This is a genomic window from Streptomyces poriferorum (genome assembly GCF_019399235.1).
GTDB classification, from domain to species: Bacteria; Actinomycetota; Actinomycetes; order Streptomycetales; family Streptomycetaceae; genus Streptomyces; species Streptomyces poriferorum.
In genome coordinates this window covers 1-17598 of sequence record NZ_JAELVH010000129.1, presented here as the reverse complement: position 1 = coordinate 17598, position 17598 = coordinate 1, and the positions used below count along the sequence as shown (strand labels likewise).

The following is a 17598-nucleotide window of genomic DNA, read 5'->3' as shown; positions in this document are numbered from 1 at the left end:
CCCGCGCACCGCGCAGCTGACACCTGGGGCCTCTCGTCCGGGGCGGCCGGCCCGACCCGGCCCGACCCGGCCGCCCCGGACGAGAGGCCCCAGGTGTCAGCTGCGCGGTGCGCGGGCCAACTGGCGGGACTGGGCGACCAGACGGTCCGCGCTGTCCCAGACGTCCGCGTCCTCCTCCAGGAAGCCGCCCGCCAGGTTGCGGGTGGTGATGGAGACGCGCAGGGGGCCCGGGGCCGGGCGGCAGCGGATGTGGGTGGTGAGCTCGATGGTCGGGGTCCAGCCCTTGAGCCCGAGCTCGAACGAGGTCGGCGGCAGCGCGTCCACGGTCAGGAGCAGCGAGAGCGCGTCGGCGTCGCGGCCGTCCGCCAGCCCGAACCAGCCGCGCATCTCGCCCTTGCCGGACGGCTGCCCGATGGCCCAGCCGATGGTCGCCGGGTCGAGCTTGATGTCGAGCCGCTCGGTGATGGCGGAGCTGCCGGGGATCGGGGCGGGGCCGTCCGACGGCCCGAGGCAGTGCTCGCGGGGCGGGATGGCCGGAGGCTCGGCCGAGGTGCGGATGTCGTCGGTCAGGGCGTCCAGGTCGCCGTAGGTGGCGATGACGCGGATGCGCTCGACCTCGGTGCCGTCCTCGGCGTACTGGAAGAGGGAGGCCTGGCCGGTGGAGAGGGTGCGCCCGCTGCGGACGGTCTGGGTACGGATCACCGCGGGGCCGGGGACGGACGCGGTGAGGTAGTGCGCCGAGACCGAGAAGGGATCCGCGTGCGGCAGGGCCTCGCCGAGGGCGCGGCCGAGCATGGCCAGCAGATAGCCGCCGTTGACGGCGTGGATGATCGTCCAGCCCGCGGAGAGCTCGGCGTCGTAGACGCCTTCCTCGCGGAGGGTGACGGCGGTGTCCCGGTCGAACTCGCTGTCCCCGATGGATGCCTGGGCGGTCGGTGCCGCCTGCGTTGCTGCCTGTGCCATGCAGGCACCGTACATCGATCCCGTTACTGAGCGGTAGCTTTTTCTGCGACTCATGGGTGCGACTCATGGGTGCGACTCATGGGACGGAAGGCCCTGGGGCCGTTCGTTCGGATCGAGCCCAGCCTCTGGTGCGAACGAGAGGCCCCAGGACACGCCCTAACCCTCGTCCGGCGTCGCCGAGCGCCGGTTGTAGGCGCGCGGGGCGCGCCAGTGGTAGCGCAGCGCCAGGATCCGCAGAGCGAACGCGGTGACCACCGCGCAGCCGCTGGTGAAGGCGTTCAGCGCGTCGAAGCGGATGCAGAGCACGATCATGACCGCCCCGACGATGGCGGGTACCGCGTACAGATCGCGGTCCCAGCGCAGCAGTGACGGCACCTCGTTGGCCAGCACGTCGCGCAGCACACCGCCGCCGACCGCGGTGGTCAGGCCCAGCGCCGCCGACGCGGTCAGCCCGAGGCCGTAGTCGTAGGCCTTCACCGTCCCCGTGACGCAGAAGAGCCCGAGGCCGGCCGCGTCGAAGACGTTGACGCCGACCTGGATCCGTTCGACGTGCGGGTGCAGGAAGAAGACCAGGCCGGCGGCGAGCAGCGGGGTGGTGAAGTAGCCGAGGTCCGTGAAGGCGGCGGGCGGCACCGCACCGATGATCACGTCACGGAACAGCCCCCCGCCCAGCGCGGTCACCTCGGCGAGCACCGCGATGCCGAAGACATCGAAGTTCTTGCGTACGGCGAGCAGAGCGCCGGAGATCGCGAAGACGAAGATTCCGACGATGTCGAGCGCATGCTGGACGGAGGGCGTGAACAGTTCGTTGAGCACCGGGCAATTGTCCCGGTCCTACTCCTTGGGGCTGTCCTCGGAGGCTTCCGAGGGTGTCGCGGCGGAAGCCTTGCCGCCGGATTCGCCGTCGCCGTCCCCGTCGGGCGCGGCCTCGGCGGACTCCTCCGGCGTGGCCGGCCCCTCCGAGGCTTCCGGCGCGGCGGCCTCCGCGGACGCCTCGGGCTCCGTAGCCTCCTCAGCCACCGTGCCCGCCTCGTCCGCCTCCGCGGCCGGCGCCGTCGCGGCAGTCGACTTCACCGTGATGACGTCCGCGACCAGCGGAGCGTCCCCGGGTGCCAAGTCCTCGCCGTTCTCCGGGTGGTGGCAGGCCACCTGGTGTCCGGTCTTCAGCTGGAGCAGCGGCGGCTCGGTCGTCCCGCAGATCTTCGTGGCCTTCCAGCACCGGGTGTGGAACCGGCAGCCGGTCGGCGGCGAGATCGGCGACGGCACATCGCCCTTGAGCAGGATGCGGTCGCTCTTGGCACCGCGCCGGCGCGGGTCCGGCACGGGCACCGCGGACATCAGCGCCTTCGTGTACGGGTGCATCGGCGCCTCGTACAGCGACTTGCGGTCCGCGAGCTCGACGATCTTGCCGAGGTACATGACCGCGATCCGGTCCGAGACGTGCCGGATCACCGAGAGGTCGTGCGCGATGATCATGTACGTGAGCCCGAGCTCGTCCTGGAGGTCGTCCAGCAGGTTCACCACCTGCGCCTGGATCGACACGTCCAGCGCCGAGACCGGCTCGTCCGCGACGACCAGCTTCGGCTTCAGCGCGAGCGCCCGGGCGATGCCGATGCGCTGACGCTGACCGCCGGAGAACTCGTGCGGGTAGCGGTTGTAGTGCTCGGGGTTGAGCCCGACCAGCTCCAGCAGCCGCTGGACCTCCGCCTTCACGCCGTCCTGGGGCTTGACGCCCTGGAGCCGGAAGGGGGTGCCGACGATGCCGCCGACCGTGTGGCGCGGGTTCAGCGAACCGTACGGGTCCTGGAAGATCATCTGGATGTCGCGGCGCATCGGCCGGAGCTTCCCCGCGGACATGTGGGTGATGTCGCGGCCCTGGAACTCGACCTTGCCGCCGGTCGGCTCCAGGAGCCGGGTCACCAGCCGGCCCATGGTCGACTTCCCGCAGCCCGACTCACCGACGACGCCCAGGGTCTCACCGGGGCGCACGTCGAAGGTGAGCCCGTCCACGGCCTGGACCGCGCCGACCTTGCGCTTCAGGATGCCCTTGGTGATCGGGAAGTGCTTGACCAGGCCGTCGACCTTGAGGAGCGGCTCGGGACCGGACCCGTCCGACCCGGCCGCGGCGGGCGCGGGAGTCTTCTTCTTCAGCTCAGTCACAGCTTCGGCGCAATCTCTTCGGTCCAAATCCGTTCGCGCTGCTCGCGCGACATATGGCACGCGGAGTAGTGCCCGTCGCTGACCTGCTGCAGCTCCGGACGCTCGGTGCGGGTGATGTTGTCGGGCGGGACGTCGGCGTACGGGCAGCGCGGGTGGAAGGCGCAGCCCGACGGGACGTTGATGAGACTGGGCGGCGATCCCTTGACCGGGATGAGCCGCTCGGTCTGCTCACGGTCGATCCGCGGCATCGAGCCGAGCAGACCCCAGGTGTAGGGGTGCTGCGGCTCGTAGAACACCTTCTCGGCGGTGCCGCGCTCGATGCACCGTCCCGCGTACATCACGAGCAGGCTGTCCGCGATCTCGGCGACCACACCGAGGTCGTGGGTGATCATGACGACCGCGGAGCCGAACTCCTTCTGCAGGTCGCGGATGAGGTCGAGGATCTGCGCCTGGACGGTGACGTCGAGGGCGGTCGTCGGCTCGTCGGCGATGAGCAGCTGCGGGTTGTTGACCAGAGCCATCGCGATCATCGCGCGCTGGCGCATGCCGCCGGAGAACTGGTGCGGGTAGTCCTCGTAGCGGCGGTGCGGCTCGGGGATGCCGACGCGGTCGAGCATCTCGATGGCGCGCTTCCTCGCCGTCTTCTTGTCGACCTTGTTGTGGACCCGGTGGGCCTCCACGATCTGCGCGCCGATGCTGTAGTACGGGTGCAGGGCGGAGAGCGGGTCCTGGAAGATCATGGCCATCTTCTGGCCGCGCAGCTTCCGTACGCGCTCGGGGCCCGAACCGATGAGCTCCTCGCCGTCGAGCCAGATCTCGCCGCCGATCCGGGCACGTTCCGAGGTGTGCAGGCCCATGATCCCCAGTGAGGTCACGGACTTGCCGGAGCCGGACTCCCCGACGATGCCGAGGGTCTGGCCGGCCTCCAGGTCGAAGCTGACGCCGTCGACGGACTTGACCAGGCCGTCGTCGGTGTCGAAGTGGACGCTGAGGTTGCGTACGGAGAGGAACGCGTGGTCGTCGCCGGACCGCGGAGCCGGGACGGCGTCCGCTGCCTGGGAGTCCTTCTTGGTTGCGCCGCTCATGAGAGCCTCACCCGGGGGTCGATCGCGGCGTACACGAGGTCCACCAGCAGGTTGCAGATGACGATGAAGAAGGCGGCGACCAGGGTCACGCCCATCACCTTGGGAAGGTCGGCGGTGGTCACGCCCTGGATGGCGAAGGCGCCCAGGCCCTGGAAGGAGAAGACCCGTTCGGTGATGACCGCGCCGCCCAGCAGCAGTGCGAAGTCCATGCCGAAGATCGTGACCAGCGGGGTGAGCGCGGAGCGCAGCCCGTGTTTGACGACCACCTTGCGTTCCTTGAGGCCCTTGGCCCGCGCGGTTCTGATGTAGTCCTCGCCCATCGTCTCCAGCATCCCGGCCCGGGTGAGCCGGGCGTAGAGCGCGGAGTAGAGGAGGGCGAGTGTGCACCAGGGCAGGACCAGGCTGCTCGCCCAGGCGACCGGGTCGTCGGTGAACGGTACGTACTCCCCGTTGCCGAAGAGCGCCAGGACCACCAGGCCGGTGAAGAACATCGGCAGGGAGACACCGGCGAGGGCGACACCCATGGAGATGCGGTCGAAGAACGAGCCCCGCTTCAGTGCGGAGACGACACCGATCGCGACACCCGAGATCACCCAGATGACGGCGGCACCGACGGCCAGCGAGAGCGTGACCGGGATGCGGTCGACGAGCTGCGGCCAGATCTCGGTGTGCGTCTTGAACGAGTACCCGAAGCAGGGCGCGTTGCAGGTGACGGGGTCGGGGCCGAACTGGTACTCGGCACCGACGACGATGCCCTTGATGAAGTGCCAGTACTGGAGGTACAGGGGCTGGTCGAGCCCCAGGTTCTTCTTGACCGCTGCGATGACGTCGGGGTCGGGGCTCTTGCCGACGTACTGGGCGGCCATGGAGTCGAGGGTCTGCCCGCCGAGGCGGGGCACCAGGAAGAAGATCGCGAACGTGACTGCGCTGACCACCAGCAGCAGCAACACCGCGGCGAATACGCGTCGGATGATGTACGCAGCCACAGCCGTGCGGCGCCGGGCGGGCGGACGGGTCACGCCCGCCGGCCCGGCGCCTTCACCTGCCTTTCAGGGGATGCTTTTGATGAACAGGTGTTACTTGGTGGACGTCATGAGCACGTAGTCGTACATGCCGAGGTACGCGTCGGTGACGGTCACGTTCGCCGCGGAGGCCGGGCGGTACAGCAGGTTCTTGCGGTAGAAGAGGGGAACGACCGAGGCGTTCTCCATGACCTTCTGGTCGACCTCGCCCCACGTCGCGTTACGCGCCGTGGTGTCGACGGTGCCGATGCCCTTGACCAGGAGCTCGTTGATCCCCTTGTCGTTGAGCTCCATCAGGTTCGTGCCGCCGGACGGCTTGATGGCCGTGCCGTTCACGATCTGGTCGAGGAAACCGAAGCCGGTCGGCCAGTCGGCACCCCAGGCCATCATCATCATGCCCGCGTTGTTCTTGTGGACCCAGTTCGGGACACCCGCGAAGTCGGTGAAGTACTTGTCCGCCGGGAACTGCTTGATCTCGGCGGTGATACCGATCGCCTTCAGGCTGCCCTGGAGCTGCGTGGCGGCCGTGACCTCGTCAGGACGGTCGGAACGCGCCGTCAGCGTGGTCTTGAAGCCCTTGGGCTGACCGCACTTGGTCAGGTGCTCCTTGGCCTTGGTGACGTCGCCCTTGCTGCCCTCGCTCGGGTACAGGTCGAACTTCTTGTAACCGGCGACGGTCGGGGGGATGACCGTGCTGGCCGGGTCGCCCTTGACCGAGCCGCCGATCGAGTCGACCATGCTCTGCTTGTCGACGGCGTACTGGACGGCCTTGCGGCACTCGACGTTGTCGAACGGCTTCACGTTGACGTTCAGCGCCAGGTACTGGAGGGCGCCGGCGTACGGGTTGTCCGTCTTCGCCTTCTCGGACGCCTTGACGAGGACCTTGGGCTGGGTCTTGGACTGCAGACCCGTGCCCGCGATGTCCGCGGTGGTGACGTCGTTGAGCAGGTGGTCGTCAACCGTGGTGGGGTTGACGTTGAACTTCAGCTCGATCTTGTCCGGCAGCGCCTTGCGGATCGGGTCCGTCTTGGCGTCCCACTCCGGGTTGCGGACGAGGGTCGCGCCCTTGCTCTCGTCGTACGCCGAGAACTTGTACGGACCCGAGGAGACCATCTTCTGCACGTAGCTGGCGCCCGTGTCGGCCTTCTGCTGGATCGGCGCCGTCTGCGAGAAGGCGGCGAGGTAGTCCATGTCCGCGAACGGCTTGCTCAGGTGGAAGACGATCGTCTGGTCGTCCGGGGTCTCGATGGACTTGAGACCCTCGGGGGACTTGTCCTTGTACGGACCCTTGTACTTGTCGCCGCCCTCGAGGTAGGCCTTGAAGTACGTCGGGCCGTTGGACAGGGCCTCCGGCGCGAAGTTGGAGCGCTCGACGGCGTACTTGACGTCCTTCGAGGTGATCTCGGTGCCGTCCTCGAACTTCACACCCTTACGGAGCGTGTACGTCCAGGTCTTGGCGTCCGCGCTGGCCTTGCCGAGGCCGGTGGCCAGGTCGGGAACGACCTGCAGGCTGTCCTTGCCGGCGGCCGGCTTGAAGGTCACCAGCGAACGCGCGTACAGGCGGGCGAAGTTCTGCACCCAGCCGTAGTACGTGTTACCGGGGTCCAGGGAGTCCGGGCCACTGCTGTGCTCGTAGGTGACCGTCCCCCCCTTCTTGTCGCTCGCGTTGACGATGCTCGACAGGCCGGCGTCGGCCTTGGCGTTGCCGCCGCCACCGCCCTTGCCGCCGCTGTCCGAGTCGCTGCTGCACGCCGAGGCGCCGAGCGACACCGCTACGGCCACCGCTATGGCGGCTGCTGTCTTTCTGTTCTGCATGGTGAGGAAAGCCCCCTCGCTAGTCCAGTGCGGCATTGCCGCGATTACTTGCCACGAGGGTCGAGTGCGTCACGCAGCCCGTCCCCCAGCAGATTGAAGGCCAGCACGGTGATGAAGATCGCCATACCGGGGATGACCATGAACATCGGGTCCACCTCGTAGAGGTCGACCGCCTGGGTGAGCATGCCGCCCCAGGACGCCTGCGGCGGCGCGATACCCACGCCGAGGAAGGACAGGGACGCCTCGAAGAGGATGTTCGTGGGGATCAGCAGCGTCGCGTACACGAGGATCGGCGCGATCAGGTTGGGCAGCAGCTCGCGGAAGAGGATGAACGGTCCGCGGGCGCCCAGCGATTTGGCCGCCTCTACGAACTCGCGCTCCCTGAGCGACAGGGTCTGCGCGCGGACGATGCGGCCGATGTAGGGCCAGCTGAAGAAGCCGATCACGAAGATCAGGACCGCGATCCGCAGCGTGAGCCCTTCCAACCCGAAGGCGTTGCCCTGGAGGGAGGCGGAGATGGAGATCGCGAAGAGCAGCAGCGGGAAGGCGAGGAAGGTGTCCATCAGCCGGCTGATGACGCCGTCCACCCAGCCGCCGTAGAACCCCGCCACGACGCCCATGACGACACCGATGACGACGGACAGCATCGTGGAACCGACGGCGACCACGAGGGAGACCCAGGAGCCTTCGAGGATGCGCGCGAGGATGTCGCGGCCGGTCTGCGGCTCGACACCGAGCGGGTGGTCCAGGCTCATCCCGCCGAAGTCGCCCTTGGGCGCCAGCATGACGGGGTCGACCAGGCTCTGGTTGAACGCGTTGGGGTCGAGCCCCAGGAGCGACTGGAGCGGCTTGGACAGCACGGCGGCGAGGATCAGCAGCACGACAACGATGCCACCGGCCATGGCCGCCTTGTCCCGCTTGAAGCGGGTCCAGGCGATGCGGCCGAGCGAGCGGCCTTCGATCTCCTTACGGCCTGCGCCTTCCAGCACCGCTTCGGGCTGTGCATCCGCCCTGGTGGTCTCGATAGGTGCCGTCATTGCGCTGGAGACCCCTCTCGGCCGGCGGTGGCCGGCCCATGACCGCCGCTGTAGCGGCTTCTTCATAACCTGAATCGTGCGACGGTGCGCGGCCGGACGGACCCTGCTCGTGAGTGGGGCGCGAAGGGCATGGAGCACCTGCTCCGTGGAGTCTTCAGCCCTTTTGCGATCACCCGCCAGACCTGACGGGGAATGTTTGCTCAACCGTGATGCGTTGAGTGATCTTCCGTTATCCGGACAGCTTGATCGAGTGAGCGGACTACTCGGCCGCTAATCCACCAGAACGGACATGACGCCCAACAGACGCTATTGGGTGTCGATTTGGGTGACTGCGGCGGGCGCCTTGTCCAACGAGGGGCCGTTTGTCCGGTCCTGGGGACGGGCCCGGGCGGGCCTAGTAGGCGCGCGGGGCGGGGCCGGGTGCCTGCGGGTATCCGTAACCGGGAGCGACGGCCGCTCCCCGGCCGGCCGGGGCGTGCGGCTCGCGGTCGTAGAACGGACGGGAGTTGACGCGCAGCCACATCGCGACCGGGTCGTACTCGTCGGCCATCGCGACGGTGGACACCGGGAGTCCCTCCGGGACCGTGCCGATCGACTGCTGCATCATCGCCCGTACGGCGTCGACGGACGGGCCGCTCGTGTCGTACAGATCGAGACCGATGGCGAGGTACGGGGCGCCGAGCGCGGGCTGCACCCAGGCACGGCGCAGCGAGCGGATCGCGGGGGTGTGGTGGGCGTGCTGCGTGAGCTGCGCGTAGAACTGCGCGATCTCGATGGCGGGTTCACTGATCCGCAGCGGACCGGCGGGCATCCGGTCCAGGCCGGTGGCGATCCGGCGCAGGTCGAGCCAGGGGATGCCGACTCCGCCGCCCGGGGCGTGCGGATTCAGCCAGATGCCCCAGCGGTCGGGGAACAGGGCGCGGGCGATGTCGCGGCCGCTGACGACCTCGTGGTCGCGGTTCCAGCCGCTGGCGGAGAGCTCCTGGGCCGAGGTGACACAGGGGGCGTAACCGAGGCCGTCGATCTCCATGTTCCCGTACTGGGCGTCGGGCGAGCCGGCCCGGCCGTGCCAGAGCAGCATCCAGATCCGGTCGGCCGCCAGTGCCTGGAGGAGTGCCTCGTACGCGTCGTAGCGCCCGGGCGTCACTTGGCGCAGCATGTGCTCGACCTGCCCGGCCGCCGCGCTGCCTGCCGCACTCACCCTGGGTCCCGCCCCTCTTCGATCCAACGTCTCGGCTGCCGCTCCCGGGCTCTCGGGGACGGCTCGGTGCCGAGGCACCAGCCATCAAACCAGCTTATGCGGCGGCCCTGACACCGACTTGACTCCGCGGGACCGGGCCGTCGTCCCGCGGCGCCGGTCCCCGTGCCGTACCGCTACTCGGCGGCGCGCTGGTAGAAGGGGCGCACCCGTGCCCGCATCCAGTCGGCGACCGGGTCCTGCGCGACGTCGAGCAGCACCAGGTTGACCGGCCACGGCACCTCGACGCGCCCCAGGGCCCGTCCCAGGGCGTCCATGGGGGCGTTGCGTCCGGCACCGTCCCAGGTGGAGAACTCGATGCCGACGAAGAGGACGGGGTCGCCGCCCTCGATGCTGGCCAGAGCGCGGCGGGCGCTGAGCACGACACCGCTCCCCTCGAACTCACCGGCCGCGGCGGAGAGGAAGTCGACGGGCTCCTCCTGCCAGTCCGGCTCGTACAGCCGGACCCGGCCGCCGCTGGCCGGCCCGTCCAGCACGGTGCGCCCGGTCCGGCAGAGCTCGGCGACGGCGGGCGGCGGCAGCGGCATGCCGACCGCACCGCCAGGGTTCACCGCGATGCCGAGCTGCGGGGGCAGGCCCCGGGCGAACTCGCGTGCGGGGGCCACGGTGAACGACATGTGCGCGCCGACACAGGTGAGGAACTGATGTTCGGAGCTGAACACGGGGACGTACGGGGCGCCGTCGACGTCCAGCGTCGGCAGATCCAGTTCGTTGGCGTCCGGCGAGCCGCCGTTGGGCAGGGGCACCCAGAGGTGACTGCGGCCGAGCACCTCCACCAGCCGGCCGCCCGCCTCCGGGCTGCCGAGCGAGGCGCTCAGTACTTCTTCGAGCTCGTTGGCCGGCCATCCGCCCTGCGGATGGGGCCCGGCCGGTGCCGGAATGTCCACTGTCTCCCTCTCTCACCCCATGTCGTGCAGCAAGAGGTTAACGCCGCAGCCCCGGATACCCGACAGTCGCACACGGGCTGTCCAGCCATCGGACAGGTCGTTTTCAGGCCTCACTCTGTGCGTCTGCGAATGTGATCCGCGTCAGCAGGCCCGCCGCTTCCCGGTCCAGCAGCACCGCCGAGGCGCAGCCGAGCGGCAGCAGGCCCGACTCGGTGTCCCGCAGCAGCCGCCCCACGGCCTTGCGGTGCCGGGCGAAGGCGTACCCGGAGACCCCGCGTCCGCGCTCGCGCTGTCCCTCCCTCGCCGTCCGCGGGGTGACGTCGAGGAGGACGAGGTGAAGGGTGTGGCCGCGGCGCCGGGCGTCGCGGGCCAGCCAGCCGCGCACCCAGGCCTGGGTGCCGCAGTCGTGGACGACGACGGAGGCGCCGGAGCGCAGCACCCGCCACAGCCCCCAGTAGTGGGCGACGCGGACGAGCGGGCGGTAGAGGGCGTAGGGGAGTAAGCGGGGCAGCCGGGCCGCCCAGCGGTCCCTGGTGTTCTGGGAGTCGATGGCGTGCGCCGAGACGGCCCGGTCGATGAGCGTCGACTTGCCGCTGCCGGGCAGCCCGGAGACCACCACCACGTCGCCGGCCGCGAAGTGCAGGCCGCGCGGGCTGCGCCCGTCCCGCTGCCGCAGATCCCGTACGACGGGCGCGTGCGGGCCCACGATCTCCCTGGCCGGCGCCCCCGGCTGCGCGGGCAGTGCGCCGTGCGCGACCCCCGCGGTCGTCGCGTACCGCTGCAACGTCATCGCCCTCCCCCTGTCGCTGACCACACCTGCCCAAGAAGTGTAAAGAAAAGGTAATGCGGCACAACCGTCCGACCCGCCGGATCCCTCAGGAGACCGGCATCGGTACCGGCCCCCCACTCTCCCGCAATGCGTGCGATGATGACCCCGTCAACTGCATAAAGGCCGCTCGAATCCGCGCGGGAGAGTCCCGGCCCCGTGCCGGGCGCCGAAGGAGCAAGATCCTCCCTTGAATCTCTCAGGCCCCGTACCGCGTGGATGAGGCAGATCTGAAAAGCGAGTCGCTCAGCGGCTCCACCCAAGGTGCAAGCCGAACCCCTGCGGGGTCTCTCGGCGAACCTCTCAGGTTCCGATGACAGATGGGGAGGGATCGTCCTCGTCGTCATGCCCTGGGAGCCTTTATCCATGAGCACCGCCCCCCGCCTCACAGCCCTCGATGCCCTGCACCGTTCGCTGGGCGCCACCATGACCGACTTCGCGGGCTGGGACATGCCCCTGCGGTACGCCAGTGAGCGCGACGAGCACAACGCCGTCCGCACGAAGGCCGGGCTCTTCGACCTCTCCCACATGGGCGAGATCACCGTCACCGGCCCCGAGGCCGTCGCGCTGCTGAACTTCGCGCTCGTCGGCAACATCGGCACCGTCTCCGTGGGCCGCGCCCGCTACACGATGATCTGCGCCGAGGACGGCGGCATCCTGGACGACCTGATCGTCTACCGGCTGGGCGAGACCGAGTACATGGTGGTCGCCAACGCCGGCAACGCGCAGATCGTGCTGGACGCGCTGACCGCGCGCGCCGAGGGCTTCGACGCCGAGGTCCGCGACGACCGCGACGCGTACGCGCTGCTCGCCGTCCAGGGCCCCGAGTCCCCCGCCATCCTGGCCGCCGTCACCGACGCCGACCTGGACGGCCTGAAGTACTACGCCGGGCTGCCCGGCACGGTCGCCGGGGTCCCCGCGCTCATCGCCCGCACCGGCTACACCGGCGAGGACGGCTTCGAGCTGTTCGTCGCGCCCGGGCACGCCGAGCAGCTGTGGAAGGCCCTCACCGAGGCCGGTGCCTCGCGTGGCCTGATCCCGTGCGGGCTCTCCTGCCGCGACACGCTGCGCCTGGAGGCCGGCATGCCGCTGTACGGACACGAGCTGACCACGGCGCTGACGCCGTTCGACGCCGGTCTCGGGCGGGTCGTGAAGTTCGAGAAGGAGGGCGACTTCGTCGGGCGCAAGGCCCTGGAGGCCGCCGCCGAGCGCGCCGAGACCGCCCCGCCCCGCAAGCTCGTCGGCCTGGTGGCCGAGGGCCGCCGGGTGCCGCGCGCCGGGTTCTCGGTCGTCGCGAACGGCGAGGTCATCGGCGAGGTCACCTCGGGCGCGCCCTCGCCCACGCTCGGCAGGCCGATCGCCATGGCGTACGTCGACGCCGCGCACGCCACGCCCGGCACCGAGGGCGTCGGCGTGGACATCCGGGGCAGCCACGAGCCGTACGAGGTCGTGGCTCTGCCGTTCTACAAGCGCCAGAAGTAGAACCACGGGGCGCGACGGGCGCTGCGTACGTGACGCAGTCCTGTCTCACACCGTAAGACCACCGTTCATCAGCACTCCCCCGCGTACAGGAGAATTCAGGTCATGAGCAACCCCCAGCAGCTGCGGTACAGCAAGGAGCACGAGTGGCTGTCGGCCGTCGAGGACGGTGTGGCCACGATCGGCATCACGGAGCACGCGGCCAACGCGCTCGGTGACGTCGTCTACGTCCAGCTTCCCGAGGTCGGCGACACCGTGACCGCGGGCGAGACCTGCGGCGAGCTGGAGTCGACCAAGTCGGTCAGCGACCTGTACTCGCCGGTGACCGGCGAGGTCACGGCCGCGAACGCGGACGTCGTGGACGACCCGTCGCTGGTGAACTCCGCTCCGTTCGAAGGCGGCTGGCTGTTCAAGGTGCGCGTCACGGATGAGCCCGCCGACCTGCTCTCCGCCGACGAGTACACCGCGTTCTCCGGCAACTAAAGACCCCAAGGGACCACCTGATGTCGCTTCTGAACTCCTCCCTCCACGAGCTGGACCCGGACGTCGCCGCCGCTGTCGACGCCGAGCTCCACCGTCAGCAGTCCACCCTCGAGATGATCGCCTCGGAGAACTTCGCTCCGGTCGCGGTCATGGAGGCCCAGGGCTCCGTCCTGACCAACAAGTACGCCGAGGGCTACCCCGGCCGCCGCTACTACGGCGGCTGTGAGCACGTCGACGTGGTCGAGCAGATCGCGATCGACCGCATCAAGGCGCTCTTCGGCGCCGAGGCCGCGAACGTGCAGCCGCACTCCGGCGCGCAGGCCAACGCCGCCGCGATGTTCGCGCTGCTGAAGCCGGGCGACACGATCATGGGCCTGAACCTGGCCCACGGCGGTCACCTGACCCACGGCATGAAGATCAACTTCTCCGGCAAGCTCTACAACGTGGTCCCGTACCACGTCGACGACACGGGCGTCGTGGACATGGCCGAGGTCGAGCGCCTCGCCAAGGAGTCCAAGCCCAAGCTGATCGTGGCCGGCTGGTCCGCCTACCCCCGTCAGCTGGACTTCGCCGCCTTCCGCCGCATCGCGGACGAGGTCGGCGCGTACCTGATGGTCGACATGGCGCACTTCGCCGGTCTGGTCGCCGCGGGCCTGCACCCCAACCCGGTGCCGCACGCCCACGTCGTCACCACCACCACGCACAAGACCCTCGGCGGTCCGCGCGGTGGCGTGATCCTCTCCACCCAGGAGCTCGCCAAGAAGATCAACTCGGCGGTCTTCCCGGGTCAGCAGGGCGGCCCGCTGGAGCACGTGATCGCGGCCAAGGCCGTCTCGTTCAAGGTGGCGGCGACCGAGGAGTTCAAGGAGCGCCAGCAGCGCACTCTGGACGGCGCCCGCATCCTGGCCGAGCGCCTGGTGCAGCCGGACGTCACCGAGGTCGGCGTCTCCGTCCTGTCCGGCGGTACGGACGTGCACCTGGTCCTCGTCGACCTGCGCGACTCCGAGCTGGACGGCCAGCAGGCCGAGGACCGGCTCCACGAGCTGGGCATCACGGTCAACCGCAACGCCATCCCCAACGACCCGCGGCCGCCCATGGTCACCTCGGGCCTGCGGATCGGCACGCCGGCGCTCGCCACCCGCGGTTTCCAGACGGAGGACTTCACCGAGGTCGCCGAGATCATCGCGTCGGCGCTGAAGCCGTCGTACGACGCGGACGACCTGAAGGCCCGCGTCGTCGCGCTCGCCGACAAGTTCCCGCTGTACCCCGGTGTGAAGTAGCCGGACCGGCTGATTTGCACGTTGGGGCGGGGCACCACGCACACTGAACAGTGAGCGCGGTGCCCCATCCCTTGTCCCCGCTCTTCGGGCCCACCCCGCCCGTACCGCACCACCCGGCAGACAACGGCGTCTACCAACCCTTAGGAGTCACCCCGTGGCCATCTCGGTCTTCGACCTGTTCTCGATCGGCATCGGCCCGTCCAGCTCCCATACGGTCGGCCCCATGCGCGCGGCCCGTATGTTCGCGCGCCGGCTGAAGAACGAGGGCCTGCTGGCCCACACCGCCTCGATACGCGCCGAACTCTTCGGCTCTCTCGGTGCCACCGGCCACGGCCACGGCACCCCCAAGGCCGTGCTGCTCGGCCTGGAGGGCGAGTCCCCCCGCACCGTCGACGTCGAGACGGCCGACGACCGGGTCGAGGCGATCCGTGCCACCGGCCGGATCAACCTCCTCGGCATGCACGAGATCGCCTTCGACGCCGACAAGCAACTGGTCCTGCACCGCCGCAAGAGGCTGCCGTACCACGCCAACGGCATGACCGTCTTCGCGTACGACCACGAGGGCGCCCCGCTCCTGGAGAAGACGTACTACTCGGTCGGCGGCGGCTTCGTCGTGGACGAGGACGCGGTGGGCGAGGACCGGATCGTCCCCGACGACACAGCGCTCAGGCACCCCTTCCGCACCGGCGACGAGCTGCTGCGCCTCGCCCGGGACACGGGTCTGTCGATCTCCTCCCTGATGCTGGAGAACGAGCGCGCCTGGCGCACCGAGGAAGAGATCCGCTCCGGGCTGCTCGACATCTGGCGCGCCATGCAGGCGTGCGTCTCCCGCGGCATGTCCCGCGAGGGCATCCTGCCCGGCGGCCTCAAGGTGCGCCGCCGCGCCGCGAACACCGCCCGCCAGCTGCGCGCCGAGGGCGACCCGCAGACCCACGCGATGGAGTGGATCACCCTCTACGCGATGGCGGTCAACGAGGAGAACGCCGCGGGCGGCCGCGTGGTCACCGCCCCGACGAACGGCGCGGCCGGCATCATCCCGGCGGTGCTGCACTACTACATGAACTTCGCGGCCGGCGGCGCCACCGAGGCGGAGAAGGACGACAGCATCGTCCGCTTCCTCCTGGCGGCCGGCGCCATCGGCATGCTGTTCAAGGAGAACGCCTCCATCTCCGGCGCCGAGGTCGGCTGCCAGGGCGAGGTCGGCTCCGCCTGCTCGATGGCCGCGGGCGCCCTCGCCGAGGTCCTGGGCGGCACCCCGGAACAGGTCGAGAACGCCGCGGAGATCGGCATGGAGCACAACCTCGGCCTGACCTGCGACCCGGTCGGCGGCCTCGTCCAGATCCCGTGCATCGAGCGCAACGGCATGGCGGCCGTGAAGGCCGTCACCGCGGCGAAGATGGCGCTGCGCGGCGACGGCAGCCACAAGGTCTCCCTCGACAAGGTCATCAAGACCATGAAGGAGACGGGTGCCGACATGAGCGTCAAGTACAAGGAGACCGCGCGGGGCGGGCTCGCGGTGAACATCATCGAGTGCTAGGCAGACGGGCCCCGACCAGCGCTTTTCCATCGTGCAGTGCTGGTCGGGGCCTTCCCTGTCCACGCGGTGGAAGGTGCCTGCGCTCAGGCGGGGAGTTCGGTGACGCCGAGGGCGAAGTCCAGGTTTCCCACCCCGTGGTTGGCGAGGCCCACCGTGAGCACGCCCGCTCCTTCCAGCCAGTGCGCCATTCCCAGTCCGCCGACGTCCAGCGGGCGCAGCCCGAGGCTCTCGACGAACGCTTCCACACGTGCCTTGGCCCGCGCGTCGTCGCCCGCGATGAAGACGTCGGGCCGGCCCTTCTCCAGGACATGGCGGAAGACGGTGTTGAACGCCTTCACCACGCCGGCGCCGGCCGGGGCCACCTTGGCGACTTCCTGCGCGATCGAGGTCTGCTCGCGGTGGGCCAGCCCGTCGAACGTGGGGTTGAAGGGATTGCTGATGTCGACGATGACCTTGCCCGCGAGCGCGTCTCCGTACCGGGCGACGGCCGGCACCACGCCGTCGTACAACAGGGCCACGATGACGATGTCCCCGGCCGGGGCGGTGCCCCACTCTCCCGTCGTGGCGCCGTCGCCGAGCGCCTCGGCCAGGTCGGCGGCCTTGGACTGATCGCGGCCCATGACCTCGACGGTGTTGCCGCCCGCTAGCGCCCGCGCTCCGATGGTGCGGGCCATGTTCCCGGTGCCGATGATGCTGATGTTACTCATGAGGTGTCCTGCCCTGGTGGTGGTTGTCGGGTTCAGATGGCGGTGGTGCCGCCGTCGGCGACGAGTTCCATTCCGTTGACGTAGCTGGAGTCGTCGGAGGCGAGGAAGAGGGCGGCGGTGGCGATTTCGTCGGGGCGGCCCATCCGGCCGCGGGGGATGAGGGACTCGAACTGGCGCTTGGTGGCCTCGTCGAAGAGTTCTGCCTGCTTGGCGGTAGCGACCTGGCCGGGGGTCAGGACGTTGACGCGGATGCGGCGGTCCTTGAGCTCGTTGAGCCAGACGCGGGCCCATGCCTGCTGGACGGCCTTGCTGCCGGCGTAGACGCTCCAGCCCGGGAAGGCGCCGAGGGAGGCGTTGGAGCCGGTCATGAGGATGGAGCCGCCGTCGTTGAAGAGCGGGAGGGCCTTCTGGACGGTGAACAGGGTGCCGCGGGCGTTGAGGGAGAACGCGGCGTCGAAGTGGGCCTCGGTGATCTCGCCGAGCGCGGCGGGCTCGCCCCCGCCCGCACTGGCCCACAGCACGTCGACGCTCCCCTTCTCCCGCCTGACGGTGTCGTACAGGCGGTCCAGGTCGTCCAGGTCGGCGGCGTCGCCCCGGACACCGGTGACGTTGCGGCCGATCTGCTTCACGGCCTCGTCCAGGGCGTCCTGGCGGCGGCCGGTGATGAAGACGTGGGCGCCCTCGTCGACGAAGAGCTTCGCGCCTGCCAGCGCCATGCCGGTGGTGCCGCCGGTGATGACCGCGACCTTGCCGTCGAGCTTTCCCATAGTCATTCCCTCGGGTCGATGGTGCCGTGCGCACCTGGGACGACGACGTTAAGTACACCGTCCTGTGTGCTTACGCTACGGGGCGGGCAGCCGGGACGCAAACTATGTACACCGGTCGTTACCCAGCTGCGGTACGATGGCCCCATGACGGAGTTGGAGAAGGGCCCCACGGGCCGCCGCCGCGGCAGGGGCGCTCGCGAGCGCATCCTCGGCGCGTCCCAGCAGCTGTTCCGCGAACAGGGCATCAACCGCACCGGCATGGACCAGCTCTGCGCGGCGGCGGCCCGTGGGG

Annotated in this window: 16 protein-coding genes, 1 pseudogene and 1 riboswitch; of the genes and pseudogenes, 5 read left to right on the top strand and 12 right to left on the bottom strand. The window is 69.7% G+C overall.

What is annotated here, in order from left to right; all coding sequences use genetic code 11:
- Nucleotides 1-96 precede the first annotated feature (96 nt).
- From JGS39_RS22150 to JGS39_RS22105, 10 genes are all read right to left on the bottom strand, one after another.
- Nucleotides 97-963 carry a thioesterase family protein gene (locus tag JGS39_RS22150; protein ID WP_219571122.1) on the bottom strand — a complete coding sequence of 289 codons (867 nt, stop codon included), beginning with the start codon at nucleotides 961-963 and terminating at the stop codon, nucleotides 97-99.
- Between the two features lie 156 nt (nucleotides 964-1119).
- Nucleotides 1120-1779: a trimeric intracellular cation channel family protein gene (locus tag JGS39_RS22145; RefSeq protein WP_219571121.1), complete on the bottom strand. Its 660-nt coding sequence runs from the start codon at nucleotides 1777-1779 to the stop codon at nucleotides 1120-1122.
- Nucleotides 1780-1797: 18 nt separating this feature from the next.
- On the bottom strand, nucleotides 1798-3123 hold the full coding sequence (locus JGS39_RS22140; protein ID WP_308120600.1) for an ABC transporter ATP-binding protein: 1326 nt from the start codon (nucleotides 3121-3123) through the stop codon (nucleotides 1798-1800).
- Nucleotides 3120-4208, bottom strand: a complete 1089-nt coding sequence (locus JGS39_RS22135; protein ID WP_219571120.1) for an ABC transporter ATP-binding protein — start codon at nucleotides 4206-4208, stop codon at nucleotides 3120-3122. The genes JGS39_RS22140 and JGS39_RS22135 overlap by 4 nt, the downstream gene beginning before the upstream one ends.
- Entirely contained in the window at nucleotides 4205-5194 is a 990-nt protein-coding gene (locus JGS39_RS22130) for an ABC transporter permease (RefSeq protein ID WP_187285412.1), read from the bottom strand. Before JGS39_RS22130 ends, JGS39_RS22135 begins: the two co-directional genes overlap by 4 nt.
- A 90-nt stretch (nucleotides 5195-5284) precedes the next feature.
- Nucleotides 5285-7045, bottom strand: a complete 1761-nt coding sequence (locus JGS39_RS22125) for an ABC transporter substrate-binding protein (protein ID WP_219571119.1) — start codon at nucleotides 7043-7045, stop codon at nucleotides 5285-5287.
- A 44-nt stretch (nucleotides 7046-7089) separates the two neighbouring features.
- Entirely contained in the window at nucleotides 7090-8082 is a 993-nt protein-coding gene (locus JGS39_RS22120; RefSeq protein ID WP_219571117.1) for an ABC transporter permease, read from the bottom strand.
- Nucleotides 8083-8476: 394 nt separating this feature from the next.
- Entirely contained in the window at nucleotides 8477-9283 is an 807-nt protein-coding gene (locus JGS39_RS22115) for an enhanced serine sensitivity protein SseB C-terminal domain-containing protein (RefSeq protein WP_219571115.1), read from the bottom strand.
- Between the two features lie 173 nt (nucleotides 9284-9456).
- Entirely contained in the window at nucleotides 9457-10227 is a 771-nt protein-coding gene (locus JGS39_RS22110; protein WP_219571113.1) for an enhanced serine sensitivity protein SseB, read from the bottom strand.
- Between the two features lie 103 nt (nucleotides 10228-10330).
- A complete protein-coding gene (locus tag JGS39_RS22105; RefSeq protein WP_219571111.1) occupies nucleotides 10331-11017 on the bottom strand; it encodes an AAA family ATPase in 687 nt (228 codons plus the stop codon).
- Between the two features lie 167 nt (nucleotides 11018-11184).
- Nucleotides 11185-11277, top strand: a riboswitch (glycine riboswitch).
- A gap of 142 nt (nucleotides 11278-11419) precedes the next feature.
- On the opposite strand from JGS39_RS22105, the gene gcvT reads away from it, so the two are divergent.
- The 4 genes from gcvT (at nucleotide 11420) to JGS39_RS22085 (ending at nucleotide 15832) form a co-directional block, all read left to right on the top strand.
- On the top strand, nucleotides 11420-12535 hold the full coding sequence (gene gcvT / locus JGS39_RS22100) for a glycine cleavage system aminomethyltransferase GcvT (protein ID WP_219571110.1): 1116 nt from the start codon (nucleotides 11420-11422) through the stop codon (nucleotides 12533-12535).
- A 102-nt stretch (nucleotides 12536-12637) separates the two neighbouring features.
- Nucleotides 12638-13015, top strand: a complete 378-nt coding sequence (gene gcvH, locus JGS39_RS22095; protein WP_219571108.1) for a glycine cleavage system protein GcvH — start codon at nucleotides 12638-12640, stop codon at nucleotides 13013-13015.
- Nucleotides 13016-13035: 20 nt separating this feature from the next.
- The gene (gene glyA, locus JGS39_RS22090) at nucleotides 13036-14295 is read left to right on the top strand and encodes a serine hydroxymethyltransferase (RefSeq protein ID WP_219571106.1); all 1260 of its coding nucleotides are present in this window, start codon (nucleotides 13036-13038) and stop codon (nucleotides 14293-14295) included.
- A 154-nt stretch (nucleotides 14296-14449) separates the two neighbouring features.
- On the top strand, nucleotides 14450-15832 hold the full coding sequence (locus tag JGS39_RS22085; RefSeq protein ID WP_219571105.1) for an L-serine ammonia-lyase: 1383 nt from the start codon (nucleotides 14450-14452) through the stop codon (nucleotides 15830-15832).
- Between the two features lie 83 nt (nucleotides 15833-15915).
- Here JGS39_RS22085 and JGS39_RS22080 read toward each other — a convergent pair whose 3' ends face one another.
- Both JGS39_RS22080 and JGS39_RS22075 read right to left on the bottom strand, forming a co-directional pair.
- Nucleotides 15916-16539: an NADPH-dependent F420 reductase gene (locus tag JGS39_RS22080; protein WP_219571104.1), complete on the bottom strand. Its 624-nt coding sequence runs from the start codon at nucleotides 16537-16539 to the stop codon at nucleotides 15916-15918.
- 32 nt (nucleotides 16540-16571) lie between these two features.
- Nucleotides 16572-17306: an SDR family NAD(P)-dependent oxidoreductase gene (locus JGS39_RS22075; protein ID WP_219571103.1), complete on the bottom strand. Its 735-nt coding sequence runs from the start codon at nucleotides 17304-17306 to the stop codon at nucleotides 16572-16574.
- Nucleotides 17307-17450: 144 nt separating this feature from the next.
- On the opposite strand from JGS39_RS22075, the pseudogene JGS39_RS40995 reads away from it, so the two are divergent.
- Nucleotides 17451-17598 (top strand): annotated as a pseudogene (locus JGS39_RS40995) (TetR family transcriptional regulator); the annotation flags it as partial.

What these genes read in the sequence shown, in the direction of transcription:
- JGS39_RS22080 (WP_219571104.1), bottom strand. Translation starts at nt 16,539, where the DNA reads ATGAGTAACATCAGCATCATCGGCACCGGGAACATGGCCCGCACCATC.
- JGS39_RS22125 (WP_219571119.1), bottom strand. Translation starts at nt 7,045, where the DNA reads ATGCAGAACAGAAAGACAGCAGCCGCCATAGCGGTGGCCGTAGCGGTG.
- JGS39_RS22075 (WP_219571103.1), bottom strand. Translation starts at nt 17,306, where the DNA reads ATGGGAAAGCTCGACGGCAAGGTCGCGGTCATCACCGGCGGCACCACC.
- gcvT (WP_219571110.1), top strand. Translation starts at nt 11,420, where the DNA reads ATGAGCACCGCCCCCCGCCTCACAGCCCTCGATGCCCTGCACCGTTCG.
- gcvH (WP_219571108.1), top strand. Translation starts at nt 12,638, where the DNA reads ATGAGCAACCCCCAGCAGCTGCGGTACAGCAAGGAGCACGAGTGGCTG.
- JGS39_RS22120 (WP_219571117.1), bottom strand. Translation starts at nt 8,082, where the DNA reads ATGACGGCACCTATCGAGACCACCAGGGCGGATGCACAGCCCGAAGCG.
- JGS39_RS22150 (WP_219571122.1), bottom strand. Translation starts at nt 963, where the DNA reads ATGGCACAGGCAGCAACGCAGGCGGCACCGACCGCCCAGGCATCCATC.
- JGS39_RS22105 (WP_219571111.1), bottom strand. Translation starts at nt 11,017, where the DNA reads ATGACGTTGCAGCGGTACGCGACGACCGCGGGGGTCGCGCACGGCGCA.
- glyA (WP_219571106.1), top strand. Translation starts at nt 13,036, where the DNA reads ATGTCGCTTCTGAACTCCTCCCTCCACGAGCTGGACCCGGACGTCGCC.
- JGS39_RS22135 (WP_219571120.1), bottom strand. Translation starts at nt 4,208, where the DNA reads ATGAGCGGCGCAACCAAGAAGGACTCCCAGGCAGCGGACGCCGTCCCG.